This is a genomic window from Nocardioides kongjuensis (assembly GCF_013409625.1).
GTDB lineage: Bacteria > Actinomycetota > Actinomycetes > Propionibacteriales > Nocardioidaceae > Nocardioides > Nocardioides kongjuensis.
This window is the reverse complement of the sequence record NZ_JACCBF010000001.1, coordinates 4,347,014-4,364,659: the sequence shown is the minus strand read 5'-3', so window position 1 is coordinate 4,364,659 and position 17,646 is coordinate 4,347,014. Positions and strand designations below refer to the sequence as shown.

The window sequence follows — 17,646 nt, the reverse complement described above, 5'->3', positions numbered from 1 at the left end:
CCGTTGAGCTCAGCCGTTGAACTCGGCCGGGTGCGGACCGACCCGGCCGTCGCGCTCGAGCCTGTCGATGGCGGCGAGGTCGGCAGAGGTGAGCTCGAAGCCCACCAGGTCGAGGTTGTCCACGATCCGCGACGGGGTGACCGACTTGGGGATGACGACCCGGCCCTGCTGCAGGTGCCAGCGCAGGATGACCTGGGCGGGCGTGCGGCCGAGCCTCTCGGCGATCGCGGTGACGGTGGGCTCGACGAGCATCGCGCCCTGGGCGAGCGGGCTCCAGGCCTCGGTGACGACGCCGAGCGCGTCGTCGGCGGCGACGATGTCGCGCTGCTGCAGGGCGGGGTGGAGCTCGACCTGGTTGACCGCCGGGACGGTGCCGCCGAGGGCGGCGACGCGGTGCAGGTGCTCGGGCAGGAAGTTGGAGACACCGATCGCGCGGACCCGGCCGCCGGCGTACAGCTCCTCGAGGCCGGTCCAGGCGTCGAGGTAGCGGTCGTTGCCGGGAGCCGGCCAGTGCACCAGGTAGAGGTCGAGCCGGTCGAGGCCGAGGCGCTCCAGGCTGGCGTCGTACGCCGCGACCGCGGTGCGGTGGTCGCTGTTCCACAGCTTCGTGGTCACGAACAGCTCGTCGCGGGCGATGCCGGAGGCGGCGATGGCGCGGCCGACGCCCTCCTCGTTGCCGTAGATCGCGGCGGTGTCGATGCTGCGGTAGCCGGCCTCGAGGGCAGCGCTCACCGCGGCCTCGGTGTCGTCGTTCGGCACCTGGAAGACACCGAAGCCGACCTGGGGCATGGCGACGCCGTTGTTGAGGGTGACGGAGGGGATGGTCATGGGTTTCTCCTTGTGGGACGGGGGTCTCAGGCCGCGACGGCAGCCGGGACGGGTACGCCGGCGCGGAGCTCGCCGCCCGGCGCCTTCGCGGCGACGACGAGCACGACCAGGCCGAGAGCGGTGATGGCAGCACCGGCCCACAGGGGCGAGGTGTAGCCGAGGCCGGCGGCGAGGGTGACGCCACCGAGCCAGGCGCCGAGCGCGTTGCCGACGTTGAACGCGGCGATGTTGGCGCCCGAGGCGAGGGTGGGCGCGGTGCTGGCGAAGTGCATGACCCGCATCTGCAGGCCGGGCACCGTGGCGAAGCCGACACCGCCCATGAGCAGCAGCGCGACCACGGTCAGCGGCTTGCTGCCCGCGGTGAGCGCGAAGGCCGCCAGCACGACGGTCAGGGCGGCGAGGACGGCGAGCAGGGTGCGGACCAGGTCGCGGTCGGCGGCGCGACCGCCCCACACGTTGCCGACGAACAGGCCGACCCCGAACAGGACGAGTAGCCACGGCACCGCGCCGGCGGCGAAGCCGCTCACCTCGGTGAGGGTGAACGCGATGTAGGTGAAGCCGCCGAACATCCCGCCGTAGCCGAGGACGGTGACCACGATCGAGAGCCAGACCTGGGGACTGCGGAACGCGGCGAGCTCGGAGCGGGCGCTCGTCGTGCCGGACATCCCGGCCGCCTCGGCTCCCCGGGCCGCCGGCACCAGGGCGGCGATGCCGACGAAGGCCAGCACGCCGATGACGGTGATCGCCCAGAAGGTGGAGCGCCACCCGGCGGCCTGGCCGAGGAAGGTGCCGAGCGGGACGCCGAGCACGTTGGCGAGCGTGAGCCCGCCGAACATGAAGGCGATCGCGCTGGCCTTGCGGTCGGGGGCGACGAGCTGCGCGGCGACGACCGAGCCGATGCCGAAGAAGGCGCCGTGGCACAGGGCGGCGACGACCCGGCCGGTCATCATCACGCCGTACGACGGCGCCAGCGCGGAGATCAGGTTGCCGAGGATGAACAGGACCATCAGGCCCAGCAGCGCGGTCTTGCGCGGCACCCGGGTGAGGGCGAGGGTCAGCGCGATGGCGCCGACGGCGACGCTGAGGGCGTAGCCGGAGATGAGGTAGCCGGCGGTGGTCTCGGAGACGGCGAAGTCGTCCGCGACCTCGGGCAGCAGGCCCATGATCACGAACTCGGTGAGGCCGATCCCGAACCCGCCGATGGCGAGGGCGAGAAGTGCGACAGGCATGTGTCTTCCTGGGGTGCGTCAGTAGATAGTCCGCGTGTGCATTAGTTGCACACGCGTCGTATTTATAGTTGCACACGCGCACTACCAGCGCAACTCGGGTATGCTGGACGTCATCCGACAGGAGGAACCACGATGGGCATCGCCGACGACGCGGTCGAGATCCGCACCCAGGGCTGGCGCACGCTCGCCGCGCTGCACGGGCTGATCGAGACCGCACTGGAGAAGGCGCTGCAGCGCGACCACGACCTGTCGGTCGTCGAGTTCACCGTGCTCGACGCGCTGAGCCGCCAGGACGGCTGGCACATGCGGATGCAGCAGCTGGCCCGCGCGGCCGCGCTCTCCGCGTCGGCCACGACCCGCCTGGTCACGCGGCTGGAGAACCGCGGCCTGCTCACGCGGATCCTCTGCGCCGACGACCGACGCGGGATCTACACCGAGCTCACCCCGGCCGGCCGGGCGCTGCTCGAGAAGGCGCGCCCGCTGCACGACGAGGTCCTGCGCACGACGCTGGACGAGGCCGGCGAGGTCCCCGAGCTCGCCAGCCTCGTCCGCTTCGTGGGGACGGTCAGTCCAGTGGGGTGATCACCCACTCGGCATCGACGTCCTTGTAGGAGCCGTCCTCGTGCCAGCTCCCGGTGATCTCGCGCCGGGAGCGGTCCCAGGGCAGCGTGTCCGGTCCGCCCTCGGAGGCCGCCCAGGCCTGGAAGCCCTGCTCCTCGGTGTACCCACCGCCGCCCGTGCAGCTGATCGTGTAGGTGCCGACCCCGCCCGCCACGACGTCGAGCCAGTACAGGCTCTGGGCGGGCACCAGGCCGAGGTCGCCGGTGAAGTCACGGTCGAGCGTGCCCTGGTGCGACCAGGTGCAGTCGTCGTTGTGGCCCTGGACCGAGAAGGTCCCACTGACCGACTCCTCGCGCCAGAACGAGCTGGTCGTCGGGTCGCCTGCACGGAGCAGCACCATCTGCAGCGACCAGGTCCTGGTCTCGGTGTCGGTCCTCTCGACCGCGCTCACCTTGGCCAGCCAGCGCTGCGGGAACTCCTCGCCCTGGCAGGACTGCTTCACCTCGGAGGTGCAGATGTCCGGATCCGTCGGGGAGTTCCCCGGTCCACCGGGAGCGCCGCCGTTGCAGTTGTCGCGGCCCGGGCCGCCGTCGCAGGTGTCGATGCCGAAGCCGCCGTTGAGGTCGACGTCGTCGCCGCCGCCTCCGGAGACGTGGTCGTCGCCGTCGCCACCGTTGAGCTGGTCGGGGTCGGCGCCGCCGATGAGGGTGTCGTTGCCGCCCTCGCCGTTGACGAGGGTCACCGGCCACGACGTCTTGAGCAGGTCGTTGCCCTCGCCGCCGAACAGGGCCTGCCCGGTGGCACCCGTCGCCATCGTGTCGTCGCCCGCGTCGCCGTACCCGATCCCGCCGTTGCCCGGCCCGAGCGCGATCAGGTCGTTGCCTGCCCCGCCGTGCACGTAGTCCTGGCCGGGCCCGCCGTCGATGGTGTCCTTGCCGCCGTCGCCGCAGATGACGTCGTTGCCGCCACCGCCGTTGACCCGGTCGTTGCCGCCGCGCGCCACGATCACGTCGCGCCCCTTGGTGCCCTTGATCCTCTCGGACTTGTTGGTGCCGACGATGGTCGCCTTGACGCCGTTGCAGCGCGGCTTGGCAGCCTCGGCGCTGGACGCGAGGCCGATGCTGGCCGGCAGCGCGAGCGCCAGCGCGAGGACCGGGAGGAGTCTTCTTCTCATCCCTCGATGCTCGGGCGCCCCGCTTGTGGCGGGCTTGCGGTCGGCTTGGCGGGACTCCCGACCTCCGTCACACCCGGGTGACGGTCCCGTCCTCGGACCGGCGAACCGGGTCGCCGAGCGCCACGGCGTCCCACACGTCGCGGTCGACGCGTGCCTTCACGATCGATCCGTCGGCGGTGCGGACCTTCAGGCGGCGGTACAGGTTGGCGCCGTCGTAGAGGCCGCGCGACTTCTTGACCACCACGCCTTCCCAGGTCTCAGCCATGTGACGACCGTAGCCGACCGGGTCCCGTTTTCCGGAGAACCTTCCTCGGAACCCGGCGTGGCCGCCTACGGTCGTCCCATGACCGACCTCGTGCCCTCCGTCCCCACGCCGCCCGCACCGCCCAGCACCGGCCGCAGGCGCCACGTGGCCGCGGTCGCCGGCGTCGTCGGCGCGGTGGCGGCGATCGGAGCCGGCGGGTGGGCGTGGCAGGGCTGGATGGCCCAGGGACCGCAGGCGGCGCAGGCGCTGCCCGGAGACACGCTCGCCTACGTCGGCATCGACCTCGACCCGCCGGGCGGTCAGAAGATCGAGGCCTACCGGGCGCTGAAGAGGTTCCCGAGCCTCGCGAAGCACCTCGGCCTGACCAGCCAGGACGACCTGCGCCGCTCGCTCCTGGACCAGGTGACGGCGGAGAGCGGCTGCGACATCGGGTACGACGACCTGGCGGCCTGGGCGGGTGACCGCGCCGCGCTCGCCGTGGTGCCGTCGCCCGGCGGGAAGGGCGACCCGGAGCCGGTCGCGGTGGTCCAGGTCAGCGACGTCGACAAGGCGCGGGCCGGGCTCGACGAGATCGCGGCGGGCTGTGACGACGAGGTCGGGTACGCCCTCGGCGACGGCTGGGCCGTGCTCGCCCGGACCAACGAGGTCGCCGCGGAGGTCGTCGCTGACGGCCGTCGCACCCGGCTCGGCGACGACGCCGACTTCCAGGAGCTCACCTCGGCGGCCGGCGATGCCGGCGTGGTGACGCTGTATGCCGCCCCCGAGGCTGGGCAGGCGCTGCTCGACGCGGTCGACGACCACCCCTTCCTGTCGTTCATGGTCGGTGCCCCGGCGGGCCTGTCGACCGACCCGGTCGACATGCTCCTCAGCCTCACGTCGCTGCACAGCTACGGCGTGGAGGCCGGGGCGGAGCTCATGGCGGAGATGTCACCCGAGGAGAAGCGGCTGTGGAAGCGGATGGAGCGCTTCGACGAGCTCTCCCCCGCCGAGCAGGACGAGCTGATGAAGGAGATGGACGAGCTCTACCCCGACGAACCCGGGATGGGCGGCGTGGCGTCCGAGGAGGAGATGCCCGAGATCGACGAGGAGGAGCTCATGGGCGACTTCTCCATGCCGATCCCGGACGACGTCCGGCGCCGGCTCGAGGACTTCACCGGCCTCGGCGGTGTCGCGCGTCTCGACGAGGGCGCACTCGAGCTGGAGGTCGTCTCCGACCCGATCGTGTCGGGCGACCCCGTGCGGTACGACGGCACCGACGCCCTGGCCGCGATCTCGGCGCTGCCGGGCGACGCGGCGCTCGCCTTCGGCGGTGGCTTCCGCGACGGCTGGGCGGAGCAGGCGATCACGCACGGACCGCTCTCCTTCGGCGCCGAGCCGAAGCAGCTGCTGGCCGACTTCGAGAAGGCGACGGGCCTCACGGCGAAGGACCTCGAGGACCTCGGCGGCGACAGCCTCGCCGTGATCGCCGGCCCCGGCTTCGAGGACGCCTTCGACTTCGAGGGTGTCGACGAGCAGGTCCCCCTCGCGGTCCGGATCACCGGCGACGCCGGCAAGGTCGAGGCCGCGCTGGCGAAGGTGCGCACCACCGTCGGCGGCAAGGACCCCCTGCCGTCCGCGCGATCCGGCGACGCGGTGGTGATCGGCGCCGACCGCGGCTTCGTCGAGGAGGTCGCCCGGACGAAGGGGTCACTGGGCAGCACCGAACGGTTCGCGGACGTGGTGCCCGACGCCGAGGATGCGCTGACCATCACGTGGATCGACTTCGACCGCGGGGACTGGGCCGAGCAGCTGACCGACGGCGACCTGTCCCCCTCCGACCTGGCGCCGCTCGACGCAGCCGGCATCACGGTGACGGCCGCAGGGGAGCGCCAGCGCACGGTGGTCCGGCTGACCTTCGACGACTGATCCGTCCACCGGGGCACGGTCGAGCCCCCGACAATCGGTGATGCGCCCGTGACGTCGGCGGGACACGATCACGGCATGGGCAGAGTCCGGTACGCGGCTGCGGCGCTCCTGGTCGTCGGGCTGCTCGCTGGCTGCGGCGACGACCCGCCGCCGCGCGGCCGCGTCACGACACCCGTCGCCGGCGCGGCCCCGGCGGCGGCCGAGGCCTCCACCAGCGAGTACGGGGTCCGGGTCGCGATCACGGTCGGGTACGCCGAGGACCGGGTGCTGGACGACGTGCGACTGGTGTGGGCGGGCGGCAGCACCTCGGGCTCGTCGTACCCCGTCGACGTCGGCTACGACAGCGACCATCCCCCGGAGCCGGTCCCCGTGGCTGCCGGCACGCAGGTGCTGCTCGAGGGCACGGTCCTCGCGCCCTGCCCGGACACCCCGTCGAGGGTGGTGTTCGAGGTGCGTTCGACCGGAGCCGGCGGGCCGCGGACCGATCGCCACCCGGTCGACGACGAGGACACCCTCGGGCCGGCCTTCGCTGCCTGGTGTCGCCGCTCGCCGACGGTGTGGGCCACCGGGGGCAGCGAGACGCCGGAGGGCGACTACCGCGTGTCCGTCGCGGTCTCCAATCCCGGCCCCGAGACGGTGCGCGTGGAGTCCGACGCGGTCGACGACGGCGAGACGTCCTGGCGCGCCGCGGCGGTCGTCGTGCCGGCGGGAACGATCACGAGCCTCACCATCCGGGGGCACGGGCCGTCCCAGTGTGCGACCACGCCGCCGTGGGAGGACGGCCACCTCCGCGTCGACGGGCGTCCGGTCCGACCCACGGTCGACGACTGGTGCTGATCGTCGGTGGTCAGGCGGACGCCCGGGTCTCCTGCGGCGCCAGGGCGCGTGCCCGCTCGACGACCAGGTCGACGAGCCGCTGGTGCGGCCCGATGACGTCGGCGACGACGGTGGCGCCCGCTGCGAGGGCGTCGTGGCGGGCCCTGCGGTGGAAGTGGCCGGTGGCGAGGAGGTACGGCGACACCGCATCGCCCGCGCGCACGACCTCCACGAGCCGGCGGCCGCGGCCCGAGAGGGTCGCGAGCCGGACCGGAGCGCCCCAGGCGTGGGCGAGCAGGTGGGCGGCGTCGTCGAGGTCGGCTGAGGCGGCGGGGTCGGTGGACCCGGCGGCGACCATCACGACCGGCTGGCCCGGCACGGCGCCGACGGCGCGGAGGCGGTCGACCTGGGCGGCGGCGAGCAGGCGGTCGGGGCCGAGCGAGCCCCCGAGCCGGACGTCGTCCCGGCCTGCGGCGGCCACCGCGGCGGGCAGGTCCTGGCGCAGGTGGTAGCCGGTCGAGAGCAGCAGCGGCACGACCACGGCGGGAGTGTCGACGGTGGCGACGACGTCGGCGAACAGCGGTGCGCACAGCTCGACGTACGACGTCGTGGCGTCCCAGCCGAGCCGACGGGACGCCGCGGCGGTGAGCTCGCGGGCGACCTCGTTGCCCGCCGCGGTGCGCGTTCCGTGGGCGACGGTGACCAGGTGCGGCCGAAGCGTCCCGATACGCGGCTCGCCGGCGCACGCGGCCGCTCGACGACCTCCGGGGGTCACGGGGCGACCGCCAGGCGGTAGCCACGTTTCACGACCGTCTGGATGCAGCGGGTGCCGAGGGCGGCACGCAGCCGGGCCACGGCCATCTCGACGGCGTGCTCGGAGCCGGCGGTGCCGGACGGCAGGGCGGTCAGCAGGTCGCGGCGCGAGACGACCGTGCCGGGGTTGACGAGCAGGGCCTGCAGGACGGCGTACGGCGCGGGCGAGAGCTTCACCTCGGCGCCGTCGAGGAGCACGGCGTCCCCGTGCAGGAGCAGGGTGTGGCCGGCGACGTCGAGGCTGGTACCGCCCGCGCGGGACGGCAGCTCGACCTCGAGCTGCTTGACCATCGCGGCCAGCCGCGAGCGCTCCGGGTAGATCGAGGGCACGCCCCACATCTCGAACGCGGCCGCGGTGACCGGTCCGACGCAGGCGGCGATCACGTCGGCCTGGAAGGCGCTGACGACCTCGTCGCGATGGCCGGTGGTGCCAGCCGCTTGCATCATGGCGGCGATCGCGGGCGCGGCGGTGAAGGTGACCGCGTCGACACGACGCCCGGCGATGTCCTCGATCAGGCCGAACATCGGCTCGGGGTCGTCGGCGCCCTCGACCCGGTAGACGGCCACGGTGGTGACCTCGGCGCCGAGGCGACGCAGCGCGTGGGCGGCCATCGACAGCGACTGGCCGTGCTCCTGGACGACGATCCGCAGGCCGGTGAGGTCGCGGCCACGCAGGTGCGCGAGCACGTCGTCGAACTCCTCCGACTCCGGGGACCACAGCTCGCGCAGCCCGAACCGGCGCAGCGCGCCGACGCTCTTCGGGCCGCGGGCCAGGATCTCCGCACCGCCCAGGTGCTCGGTCAGCTCGTCGAGCAGGCCCCAGCGCTCCGCCGCGCCGAACCAGGACTTCAGGCCGATGCCGGTCGTGGCGACGAAGATGTCGACGGGTTGGTCCAGCACGTGCTTGGTGGCAGCGAGCAGGGCGGGCTCGTCGATCCGGTTGGGGTCGACGGAGAGCGCCGGCGCGTGCACCACGCTGGCGCCACGCCGCTCCAGCAGCGCGATCTGCTCCTCCGCACGGCGCGCCGCGGTCACGCCGATCCTGAAGCCGGACAGGGGCTGGTCGCTCACGACTCGATTGTCTCGTGCCGAGCGCCGACGACCACCGTGCCGTCGACCACACGGACGTCCCAGGTCGCCACGACGACAGCCGGGTCGTCGAGGCAGGCCCCGGTCCGCAGGTCGAACCGCTGCTTCAGCAGCGGGCTCGCGACGAACGGGACCTCGTCGTCGCCGCGGCTCCCGACGATGCCGCGCGAGAGCACGGAGGCCCGACCGAACGGGTCGAAGTTCGAGATCGCGAAGACCCGGTCGTCGTAGGTCCGGAAGACGGCGACCGCCTCGCCGTCGACCAGCGCGGCGACACCGGACTCGCGGGCGATCCGGTCGAGGGGACAGATCGCGGTGCCGTACGTCTCGACGCACTCGCGGGCGCTCGCTGCTCGACGAGCTTCGGTGGTCGTCATCACGGGGCTCCTACCGGGATCGAGGCGCCCAGCGACACCGGGCCGTCCGGGAGGTCGGCGCGGATCTGGCCGCGCTCCTCACGGAAGGTGATGTTGGGGTCGGGGGTGCCGGGGGCGTTGACGAAGGACACGAAGCGGGCGAGCTTCTCGGGGTCCTCGATGGTGGCCTTCCACTCGTCGAAGTAGGAGTCGACGTGGCGCTCCATGCTGCTCTCCAGCTCGCTGCCGAGGCCCAGCGAGTCGTCGACGACGACCTCACGGACCCTCTCCAGGCCGCCGATCTCGTCGAGCCAGGTGGAGGTCCGCTGGAGTCGGTCGGCGGTGCGGATGTAGTACATGAGGAAGCGGTCGAGGTAACGGATCAGCTCCTCACGGCTGAGGTCGCCGGCCAGCAGCTGGGCGTGCGCGGGCACGGCACCGCCGTTGCCGCCGACGTACAGGTTCCAGCCCTTCTCGGTCGCGATCACCCCGAAGTCCTTGCCCCGGGCCTCCGCGCACTCGCGGGCGCAGCCGGAGACGCCACCCTTGAGCTTGTGGGGCGAGCGGAGCCCGCGGTAGCGCAGCTCGAGCTCGATCGCCATGCCGACCGAGTCCTGCACGCCGTACCGGCACCAGGTCGACCCGACGCAGGACTTCACCGTCCGCAGCGACTTCCCGTAGGCGTGGCCGGACTCCATGCCGGCGTCGACCAGGCGCTGCCAGATCGCCGGCAGGTCCTCCATCCGGGCACCGAACAGGTCGATCCGCTGGCCGCCGGTGATCTTCGTGTAGAGACCGTAGTCGCGAGCCACCTCGCCGATCACGATCAGCTTGTCGGGCGTGATCTCGCCGCCCGGGATGCGCGGGACGACCGAGTACGTGCCGTTCTTCTGCAGGTTGGCGAGGTAGGCGTCGTTGGTGTCCTGCAGCGTCGCGTTGGCGCCGTCGAGGACGTGGTGGTTGAGCAGGCTGGCGAGGATCGAGGCGACAGCGGGCTTGCAGATGTCACAGCCGCGCCCCTTGCCGTGGCCCTCGACGATGTCGTCGAACCGGTTGTAGCCGTGGACGGCGACGACCTCGAACAGCTCCTGGCGGGTCATCGCGAAGTGCTCGCACAGCGACTTGTCGACGACCTTGCCGACGGACGCGAAGTGGTCCTCGACGATCTTCTTCACGACGCCTCGGCACGAGCCACAGGTGGATCCGGCCCTGGTGCAGGCGGTCACGCAGGCCGGACTGTCGCAGCCACCGCCGTCGGAGACGGCGGCGACGATGTCCGCCTTGGTGACGTTGTTGCAGGAGCAGACCTGCGCGTCGTCGGGCAGGCCGAGCTCGACGCCACCGCCGCGGGCCGCGGGGAGGATCAGCTCCTCGGGGTTGTCGGGCAGCTCGATGCCCGAGCCGACCAGCGGCCGGAGCACGCCGTACGACGACGCGTCGCCGACCAGGATGCCGCCGAGCAGCTCGTAGCCACCGCTCGCGAGCTCCTTGACGACGAGCTTCTTGTAGATGCCGGCCACGGCGTCGGCGTACACCACCTCGAGGGCGTCCTCGTCGGTGGCGAAGGCGTCGCCGAAGGAGGCGACGTCGACGCCGAGCAGCTTGAGCTTCGTCGACATGTCGGCACCGGTGAACGAGCCGGCCTCGCCGCCGAGCAGCGCGTCGACGACGACCTCGGCCATCGTGTAGCCGGGCGCGACCAGGCCGTACATCCGCCCGCCCGGGGCGGCGCACTCGCCGATCGCCCAGATGTGCTCGTCACTGGTGCGGCAGTGCTCGTCGACCAGGATGCCGCCCCGCTCGGCGATGTCGAGGTCGGCGGCCCGCGCCAGGGCATCACGGGGACGGATGCCGGCGGAGAAGACGACGAGGTCGACGTCGAGCGGGTTGCGATCCTTGAGCGCGAGGCCGGTGACCTTGTCCTTGCCGAGCACCGCCTCGGTCATCGCACCGGTGTGCACCGTGAGGCCGAGGGTCTCGATGTGCCGGTTGAGGGTGGATCCTGCGGCGTCGTCGATCTGCACCGCCATCAGCCGCGGCGCGAGCTCGACGACGTGGGTCTCCAACCCGAGCTGGTGCAGGGCGTTGGCGGCCTCCAGGCCGAGCAGGCCGCCGCCGATCACCGCACCGACCTTCGCCTTCCTCGACGCCGCGCGGATCGCCTCCAGGTCCTCGATGGTGCGGTAGACGAAGACGTTCTTGAGGTCCTTGCCCGGGACCGGCGGCACGAACGGGAAGGCACCGGTCGCGAGCACCAGCTCGTCGTAGTGCAGGTCCTTGCCGTCGGCGAGCGTGATCACCCGCTGGCGCGGGGAGATCGCCACGACCTCGGCGTCCAGGCGCAGCTCGACCCGCGGGTCGTCGTACGCACCGTCGGGGAGGAAGGACAGCGCCTGCGCGCCACGCTCGAAGAACGACGTGAGGGCGACGCGGTCGTAGGCCGGGCGCGGCTCCTCGCCGAGGACGGTGATGTCGTGGGTCTCGGTGAGACCGCGCTCGATCGCTGCCTGCACGAAGCGGTGGCCGACCATGCCGTTGCCGACGACCACCAGGTGCTTGCGCTGGTTCATGTCTCATGAGCCTTTCGTGACGAGGGCGGGGCGGCTGCTGAGCAGCTGCCGGACGGTGCTGGCGCAGCCACCGCAGCCGGTGGTCGCGCGGGTGGTGTCGCGGACCTGCTCGAGCGAGGAGCAGGCCCGGATCCGGCCGGCGGTGACGCCGGCGCAGGCGCACACCTCGGCGTCGTCGGGCAGCACGACGCCACGGGTGCCGCTTCCCGCGGCACGCTGGGGCAGGAGCAGCTCACCGGGCTCGTTCGGCCCGAGGACGGTCTGCCGGTCGAAGTGCTGGGTGATCAGGCCGACCCGGGACAGGTCGCCGACCAGGGTGGCGGCGACGATCCGGCCGTCGCGCACGACGAGGCGGCGGTGCGACCCTGACACGGGGTTCGCGACCTCGACCACCTCGCCGCCGGCGGCGAGCTCGGCCGCGGCGTCCCCGAGCACGGCGACGTCGAGGTCGGTGGCGCGGAGCCGGGCGACGATGCGCGCACCGTCGTACTTCACCGCGTCGTCGCAGAGGACCCCTGCGAGGATCTCGGCCTGCTCCCAGGCGGGAGGGACGAAGCCGGTGGTGCGGCCGTCGTGCTCGGCACAGTCGCCGAGCGCGTGGACGCTCGGGTCGGTGACGCTGGAGAGGCGGTCGTCGACGACGATGCCGCGGCGGACCTCGAGCCCCGCGCCGCGGGCCAGCGCCGTCGAGGGGCGGCCGCCGGCGGTGAGCACGACCAGGTCGGTGTCGAGGGTGAAGCCGTTGTCGAGGCGCAGCGCCGGACCGGTGGGCCCCTCGACGAGGCGGACGGCGCGGGCACCGGTGTAGACGGCGACGCCGAGCTTCTTCAGGTCGCGGGCGAGGATCCTTGCGGCAGGGGCGCTCAGCTGCTGGTGGAGCAGGTGGTCGGCACCCTCGACGACCTCGGTCCCGATGCCGCGCACGCCGAGGGCACGGGCGACCTGGAGGCCGAGCAGGCCGCCGCCGACGACGACCGCGCGGCGGCCGTGGGGCAGCGCGGCGAGCAGGCGCCGGCAGTCGGCGAGCGAGCGGAAGGCGTGCACGGCCTCGTGCAGGGAGCCGTCCATCCGCACCAGTCCGCGGATCGGCGGGAGCGACGGGATGCTGCCCGTGGCGAGCACCAGGACGTCGTACTCCACCAGGGTGCCGTCGACGAGCATCACGTCCTGGCGCTCCCGGTCGATGCCCAGGACGCGGGCGCCGAGGCGCAGGTCGACGCCGTTGTCGGCGTACCACTGCTCGTCGCGCAGGGTCAGTGCCTCCGGGCGGTGCGTCCCCTCGAGGACGGCGGAGAGCAGGATCCGGTTGTACGGCGCGGTGTCCTCGTCCCCGAGGACCGTGATGTCCATCCGCGCGGGCGCGCTGCGGGCGACGAGCTGCTCGACCAGCCGGGTCGCGGCCATGCCGGAACCGACGACGACGAGCCGCGGTCGCGGTGGCTCGGCGTGTGGTCGGCTGGTCATGTGTCCATCGAAGGACACCGAGGTTTCGCGGCCGTGTGCTCGTGTTGCACGCCGATGTCAACGAGTCCTCACGGGCTCACCGACCGCACGGGATCACGGCTTCATTGTCCCTTCATGGTGCCCGACCTAGCGTCGATCGTGTGCTGAAGCCCACCCCGCGCCGCACCCGGCCCACTCGGACGACGTACGTCGCGAGCGTGGTCGCGTTCCTCGCATGGCTTCCGTTCCTGTGGGTACCGCTGGCCTCGGACGAGGCCGGATTCCTCATGCTGGGGCGGCAGTGGGCGCCGGGCAGCTCGCTGTACGGCGACTACTGGGTCGACCGGCCGCCGCTGCTGCTGTGGCTGTTCCGGCTCGCCGACCTCGGCCCGGAGACGTTGCATCCCGACGGGCTGATCGCGCCCGGCGTCAAGCTGCTCGGCGCACTCGCGAGTGCGGCGACGGTGCTGCTGGCGGGGATGCTCGCAGCACGGGTGGCGCCCCGGGCCTCGCACTGGACCGCCCACCTGGCGCCGGTGCTCGCGGCCGCGCTCCTCGCCAGCCCGCTGCTCGGGATGCCGGAGACCGACGGCGAGGTGCTGGCGGTCCCGTTCGTGCTGCTGGGCGTGCTCGCGCTCGTCACGTCGCTGACCGGCGAGGCGGACCGGCGCTCCCTGCTGCTGGCGACCGGGGCAGGGGTGGCGGCCGCGTGTGCCGCGCTGGTGAAGCAGAACATGGTCGACGTCTTCGTGCTCGCCGTCGTGCTGGTGCCGCTCTCGCGAGGGCGGGTCCCGCACCTGCGCCGGCGGACGGCGGCGTTCGCCGGCGGCGCGGCGGCAGTGGTGGCGGTCGTCGTCGCGTCCTCCGCAGCCCTCGGCACCTCCCCCGCCGAGCTGTGGGACGCCGTGGTCACCTTCCGGCTCCAGGCCTCGGCCGTGATCGGGTCGTCCGCGTCGCCGGCGACCTCCGAGCGCTTCGTCCTCGTGCTGAAGGCCTTCCTCGCCAGCGGCGCGGCCCTGACCCTGCTCGTCACCGGCTTCCTCGCGGCCCGCACTGCGTGGCGTCGTGGCCCCCGGTCCGCACCCCTGCGGGTCGCGGCGCTCGCGATGGTCGCCTGGGAGCTGGTCGGCGTGGCCGCCGGCGGCAGCTACTGGCTGCACTACCTGACCGGCCTGATCCCCGGCGTGGTGCTGCTCGCGAGCCTGGTCCGGCCCACCGGCTGGCGGCGCTGGGCGCTCGCCACCTGCCTCGGCCTGACCGTGCTCGGCACCCTCGGCGCGTGGAGCCACGAGCTCGCCGTGCCCGTCGACGACGCCATCGGCCGCGACGCCAGGGTGGCCGCCTACCTGCGCACCCACGGCGGTCCCGGTGACGGCGTCGTCGTGGCGTTCGGACGCCCCGACATCGTCGCGGCCGCCGGGCTCGACAGCCCGTACCAGTACCTGTGGAGCCTGCCCGCCCGGGTCCGCGACCCGCGCCTGCGCGACCTGCAGGCGGTGCTGTCCGGCGCCGACGCGCCCCGCTGGGTCGTCGTGTCCGGCACCAGCATCTCCGGCTGGGGGATCACCGCCCCGGCGGAGCTGCAGACCTGGTTCGAACACCACTACACCGAGCAGGCGTCGTTCGGCGACCTGCACGTCTGGAGCCGACGATGAGCACCTTCCTGCCCGCCCCGGCGTCGCTGCGCTGCGTCGCCGTCGTGCCGACCTACGACGAGGCGTCGACGATCCTCCCCCTGCTCGACCGGCTCGCGGCCGTCCGCTCCGGCGCTGGCGCGCCGCACCTCGACGTGCTCGTCGTCGACGACAACAGCCCCGACGGCACCGGGGAGCTGGTCCGCGCCCACCCCGCCCACGGCGACTGGGTGCACCTGGTCACCCGGCTCGCGAAGGACGGCCTCGGGGCGGCGTACCGTGCCGGCTTCTCGTACGCCGTCGACGACGGCTACCACGCGGTCATCCAGCTCGACGCCGACGGCTCGCACCCCGTCGAGGAGATCCCGGCGATGCTGGCCCTGCTCGCCGACCACGACCTCGTCATCGGCTCGCGCTACGTCCGCGGCGGTGGCGCCGAGGGCTGGCCGGTACGCCGCCGGGTCCTGTCGCTGGGCGCGAACGCCTACGCCCGCCGGGCCCTCCGGCTGCAGACCCGCGACGCGACCTCCGGCTTCCGGGCCTGGCGGGCGGCCGCCCTGCTGCGCTGCGACGTGCTGCGCACCGAGTCCAACGGCTACGGCTTCCAGGTCGAGAACACCTGGCACGCCGAGCGCCGCGGTCTGCGGGTCGTGGAGCACCCGATCACCTTCACCGAGCGGGTCGCCGGTGCGTCGAAGATGACCGTCGACGTGGCCCGCGAGGCGGCGGTGCTGGTCGCCCGCTGGCGGTGGGCGGAGCTGCAGGCTGCCCACCCGGCACTCAGACCAGCAGCTCCGCAGCACACACCTTGAACTCCGGCATCCGGCTGGACGGGTCGAGTGCGTCGTTGGTGAGCCGGTTGACGCCGACCCAGTGGAAGGGCACGAAGACCGTGTCCGGCCGGATGGTGGTCACGATCCGGGCCGGTGCCTTCATCTCGCCACGACGCGTGCGGACCAGCACCGGCTGGCCGTCGACGGCGCCGATCCGCTCGGCGAGCATCGGGTGCAGCTCGACGAACGCCCCGTCGTCGGCGAGCTCGCGGATCCGCCGGGTCTGGGCGCCGGACTGGTACTGCGCGAGCACGCGGCCGGTCGTCAGGTGCAACGGGTACGACGCATCGGGCGCCTCCGCGGGGCCGGCGTACTCCGGCACGACGAAGCGGGCCCGGCCGTCCGGGGTGGCGAACGTGTCGGCGAACAGACGCGGGGTGCCGGGGTGGTCGTCGGTCGGGCAGGGCCAGAAGACGCCCTTCTCGTCGGCGATGCGCTGGTAGGAGATCCCCACGTAGTCGGCCTTCCCGCCGGCCGAGGCGCGGCGCAGCTCCTCGAAGACCGCCTCCGGCTCGGTCTCGAACGTGATCGGCGAGCCCAGCCTCTCGGCCAGGCCGGCGATCACCTCCAGGTCGCTGCGCACGCCCTCGGGCGGAGTGATCGCGCCCCGACGCAGGATCACCCGTCCCTCCAGGTTGGTCATGGTGCCGGTCTCCTCGGCCCACTGCGTGACAGGGAGGACGACGTCGGCGAGGGCCGCGGTCTCGGACATCACGATGTCGCAGACGACGAGCAGGTCGAGGGCCTCCAGGCGCCGGGTGATCCGGGTGGCGTTGGGTGCGCTGACCACGATGTTGGAGCCGTGGACGAGCAGCGCCTTCGGGCCGTCGTCGGTTCCGAGGGAGTCGAGCAGCTCGTAGGCCGATCGCCCCTTGCCCGGGAGCGAGTCCGGCGGGACGCCCCACACCCCGGCGACGTGGGCGCGGGCCGCGGGGTCGTCGATCATCCGGTAGCCGGGCAGCTGGTCGGCCTTCTGCCCGTGCTCGCGCCCGCCCTGGCCGTTGCCCTGGCCGGTGAGGCAGCCGTAGCCGGCGTACGGCTTGCCGGGCATGCCGAGCGCGAGGGCGACGTCGATCCAGCCGAGGACGGTGGCGGTGCCCTGGGCGTGCTGCTCGGCACCGCGGGCGGTCAGCACCATCACCCGCGCAGCGCCGGTGAGCAGCGCGACGAGAGCGCGCAGCTCGTCGGTCGCGACGCCGGTGGTCCGCTCGACCCGCTCGGGCCACCACGCGGCCGCGGCGCGTCGTACGTCGTCGAAGCCGGTGGTCCGAGCCTCGACGTACGCCTCGTCGACGGCGCCCTGGGCGTCGAGCAGGTGCAGGACTCCCAGCGCGAGGGCGAGGTCGGTGCCGGGGACGGGCTGGAGGAAGAGGTCGGCGCGCTCGCCCGTCGGGGTGAGGCGCGGGTCGATGACGACGAGCCTGCCGCCGTTCTCGCGCAGGCGGTCGAGGTGGCGTGCGGCGGGCGGCATGGTCTCGGCGAGGTTCGACCCCACGAGGACGACCACGTCCGCCTGCTCGACGTCGGCCAGCGGGAAGGGAAGGCCGCGGTCGACGCCGAAGGCCTGGTTGCCGGCGCTGGCGGCCGAGCTCATGCACCACCGACCGTTGTAGTCGATCTGGCTGGTGCCGAGGGCGACCCGGGCGAACTTCCCCAGCTGGTAGGCCTTCTCGTTGGTGAGCCCGCCGCCGCCGAAGACGGCGACCGTGTCGTTGCCGTGGGCAGCCTGGAGGACGGCGATGCGCTGGGCGACCAGGTCGAGCGCCTCGTCCCAGCCGGCGGTGCGCAGCTCGCCGGTCGCGCGGTCACGCACCAACGGCGTGGTGAGCCGCTCCCTGCTGCCGCGCAGCCCGCCGGCCGTCCAGCCCTTGCGGCACAACGCTCCCTCGTTGACCGGGAACTCCTCCCAGGCCCCGATCTCGATCCCGCTGCGGCCCTTGCGGGAGATCTGCATGCCGCACTGCAGGCTGCAGTAGGGGCAGTGGGACTGGGTCATGCCGCCCATTCCACGGGACCCGCGTTGCGCATCGCGACCGCGCGGAGGACGCCGGCGTCAACGACTCCTCACGGACTCACGGGCGCCCCGTTGTCGCCCCGTCCTCGCCCCGTCCTCGCGCCGTCGCGGCCGGG

Annotated in this window: 15 protein-coding genes; 5 read left to right on the top strand and 10 right to left on the bottom strand. The window is 73.2% G+C overall.

Annotation, left to right across the window (positions count from 1 at the left end; all coding sequences use genetic code 11):
• Positions 1-9: 9 nt before the first annotated feature.
• Together BJ958_RS21015 and BJ958_RS21010 are read right to left on the bottom strand one after the other, a co-directional pair.
• A complete protein-coding gene (locus tag BJ958_RS21015) occupies positions 10-828 on the bottom strand; it encodes an aldo/keto reductase (RefSeq protein ID WP_179728795.1) in 819 nt (272 codons plus the stop codon).
• A gap of 26 nt (positions 829-854) precedes the next feature.
• Positions 855-2,057 (bottom strand): MFS transporter, encoded by a 1,203-nt coding sequence (locus tag BJ958_RS21010; RefSeq protein WP_179728794.1) that lies wholly within the window; start codon positions 2,055-2,057, stop codon positions 855-857.
• 132 nt (positions 2,058-2,189) lie between these two features.
• Between BJ958_RS21010 and BJ958_RS21005 the strand changes: the two genes are divergently transcribed.
• Complete coding sequence (locus BJ958_RS21005) at positions 2,190-2,639, top strand: MarR family winged helix-turn-helix transcriptional regulator (protein ID WP_179728793.1); 450 nt, start codon at positions 2,190-2,192, stop codon at positions 2,637-2,639.
• On the opposite strand, the gene BJ958_RS21000 is transcribed toward BJ958_RS21005, so the two are convergent.
• Positions 2,623-3,792, bottom strand: a complete 1,170-nt coding sequence (locus tag BJ958_RS21000; RefSeq protein ID WP_179728792.1) for a calcium-binding protein — start codon at positions 3,790-3,792, stop codon at positions 2,623-2,625. The two genes, BJ958_RS21005 and BJ958_RS21000, sit on opposite strands and share 17 nt — an antisense overlap.
• Before the next feature lie 67 nt (positions 3,793-3,859).
• Positions 3,860-4,057 carry a DUF7489 domain-containing protein gene (locus BJ958_RS20995; RefSeq protein ID WP_179728791.1) on the bottom strand — a complete coding sequence of 66 codons (198 nt, stop codon included), beginning with the start codon at positions 4,055-4,057 and terminating at the stop codon, positions 3,860-3,862.
• 78 nt (positions 4,058-4,135) lie between these two features.
• Between BJ958_RS20995 and BJ958_RS20990 the strand changes: the two genes are divergently transcribed.
• Both BJ958_RS20990 and BJ958_RS20985 read left to right on the top strand, forming a co-directional pair.
• Positions 4,136-5,962 (top strand): hypothetical protein, encoded by a 1,827-nt coding sequence (locus BJ958_RS20990; RefSeq protein ID WP_179728790.1) that lies wholly within the window; start codon positions 4,136-4,138, stop codon positions 5,960-5,962.
• Positions 5,963-6,037: 75 nt separating this feature from the next.
• A complete protein-coding gene (locus BJ958_RS20985) occupies positions 6,038-6,799 on the top strand; it encodes a hypothetical protein (protein ID WP_179728789.1) in 762 nt (253 codons plus the stop codon).
• A gap of 10 nt (positions 6,800-6,809) precedes the next feature.
• Here BJ958_RS20985 and BJ958_RS20980 read toward each other — a convergent pair whose 3' ends face one another.
• Genes BJ958_RS20980 through BJ958_RS20960 form a run of 5 tightly spaced genes read right to left on the bottom strand, consistent with a single transcriptional unit; the run spans position 6,810 to position 13,070 of the window.
• Positions 6,810-7,553 (bottom strand): CbiX/SirB N-terminal domain-containing protein, encoded by a 744-nt coding sequence (locus BJ958_RS20980; RefSeq protein ID WP_179728788.1) that lies wholly within the window; start codon positions 7,551-7,553, stop codon positions 6,810-6,812.
• Positions 7,550-8,662: a uroporphyrinogen-III synthase gene (locus BJ958_RS20975; RefSeq protein WP_179728787.1), complete on the bottom strand. Its 1,113-nt coding sequence runs from the start codon at positions 8,660-8,662 to the stop codon at positions 7,550-7,552. The genes BJ958_RS20980 and BJ958_RS20975 overlap by 4 nt, the downstream gene beginning before the upstream one ends.
• Positions 8,659-9,057, bottom strand: a complete 399-nt coding sequence (gene nirD, locus BJ958_RS20970; RefSeq protein WP_179728786.1) for a nitrite reductase small subunit NirD — start codon at positions 9,055-9,057, stop codon at positions 8,659-8,661. Before nirD ends, BJ958_RS20975 begins: the two co-directional genes overlap by 4 nt.
• A complete protein-coding gene (gene nirB, locus BJ958_RS20965; RefSeq protein ID WP_179728785.1) occupies positions 9,057-11,606 on the bottom strand; it encodes a nitrite reductase large subunit NirB in 2,550 nt (849 codons plus the stop codon). The genes nirD and nirB overlap by 1 nt, the downstream gene beginning before the upstream one ends.
• Positions 11,607-11,609: 3 nt before the next feature.
• Positions 11,610-13,070 carry an FAD-dependent oxidoreductase gene (locus BJ958_RS20960; protein ID WP_179728784.1) on the bottom strand — a complete coding sequence of 487 codons (1,461 nt, stop codon included), beginning with the start codon at positions 13,068-13,070 and terminating at the stop codon, positions 11,610-11,612.
• Positions 13,071-13,210: 140 nt separating this feature from the next.
• On the opposite strand from BJ958_RS20960, the gene BJ958_RS20955 reads away from it, so the two are divergent.
• Both BJ958_RS20955 and BJ958_RS20950 read left to right on the top strand, forming a co-directional pair.
• Positions 13,211-14,704, top strand: a complete 1,494-nt coding sequence (locus BJ958_RS20955; protein WP_343052761.1) for a hypothetical protein — start codon at positions 13,211-13,213, stop codon at positions 14,702-14,704.
• Entirely contained in the window at positions 14,701-15,495 is a 795-nt protein-coding gene (locus BJ958_RS20950; protein ID WP_179728783.1) for a polyprenol monophosphomannose synthase, read from the top strand. Before BJ958_RS20955 ends, BJ958_RS20950 begins: the two co-directional genes overlap by 4 nt.
• On the opposite strand, the gene BJ958_RS20945 is transcribed toward BJ958_RS20950, so the two are convergent.
• Positions 15,464-17,512, bottom strand: coding sequence for a molybdopterin oxidoreductase family protein (locus tag BJ958_RS20945; protein ID WP_179728782.1), 2,049 nt, complete (start codon positions 17,510-17,512; stop codon positions 15,464-15,466). The genes BJ958_RS20950 and BJ958_RS20945 overlap by 32 nt on opposite strands.
• Positions 17,513-17,646: the final 134 nt, after the last annotated feature.

Bases quoted from the DNA above. Each gene is read 5' to 3' on its own strand.
- BJ958_RS21015 (WP_179728795.1), bottom strand. From the start codon at position 828: ATGACCATCCCCTCCGTCACCCTCAACAACGGCGTCGCCATGCCCCAG.
- BJ958_RS21010 (WP_179728794.1), bottom strand. From the start codon at position 2,057: ATGCCTGTCGCACTTCTCGCCCTCGCCATCGGCGGGTTCGGGATCGGC.
- BJ958_RS21005 (WP_179728793.1), top strand. From the start codon at position 2,190: ATGGGCATCGCCGACGACGCGGTCGAGATCCGCACCCAGGGCTGGCGC.
- BJ958_RS21000 (WP_179728792.1), bottom strand. From the start codon at position 3,792: ATGAGAAGAAGACTCCTCCCGGTCCTCGCGCTGGCGCTCGCGCTGCCG.
- BJ958_RS20995 (WP_179728791.1), bottom strand. From the start codon at position 4,057: ATGGCTGAGACCTGGGAAGGCGTGGTGGTCAAGAAGTCGCGCGGCCTC.
- BJ958_RS20990 (WP_179728790.1), top strand. From the start codon at position 4,136: ATGACCGACCTCGTGCCCTCCGTCCCCACGCCGCCCGCACCGCCCAGC.
- BJ958_RS20985 (WP_179728789.1), top strand. From the start codon at position 6,038: ATGGGCAGAGTCCGGTACGCGGCTGCGGCGCTCCTGGTCGTCGGGCTG.
- nirD (WP_179728786.1), bottom strand. From the start codon at position 9,057: ATGACGACCACCGAAGCTCGTCGAGCAGCGAGCGCCCGCGAGTGCGTC.
- nirB (WP_179728785.1), bottom strand. From the start codon at position 11,606: ATGAACCAGCGCAAGCACCTGGTGGTCGTCGGCAACGGCATGGTCGGC.
- BJ958_RS20960 (WP_179728784.1), bottom strand. From the start codon at position 13,070: ATGACCAGCCGACCACACGCCGAGCCACCGCGACCGCGGCTCGTCGTC.
- BJ958_RS20950 (WP_179728783.1), top strand. From the start codon at position 14,701: ATGAGCACCTTCCTGCCCGCCCCGGCGTCGCTGCGCTGCGTCGCCGTC.
- BJ958_RS20945 (WP_179728782.1), bottom strand. From the start codon at position 17,512: ATGACCCAGTCCCACTGCCCCTACTGCAGCCTGCAGTGCGGCATGCAG.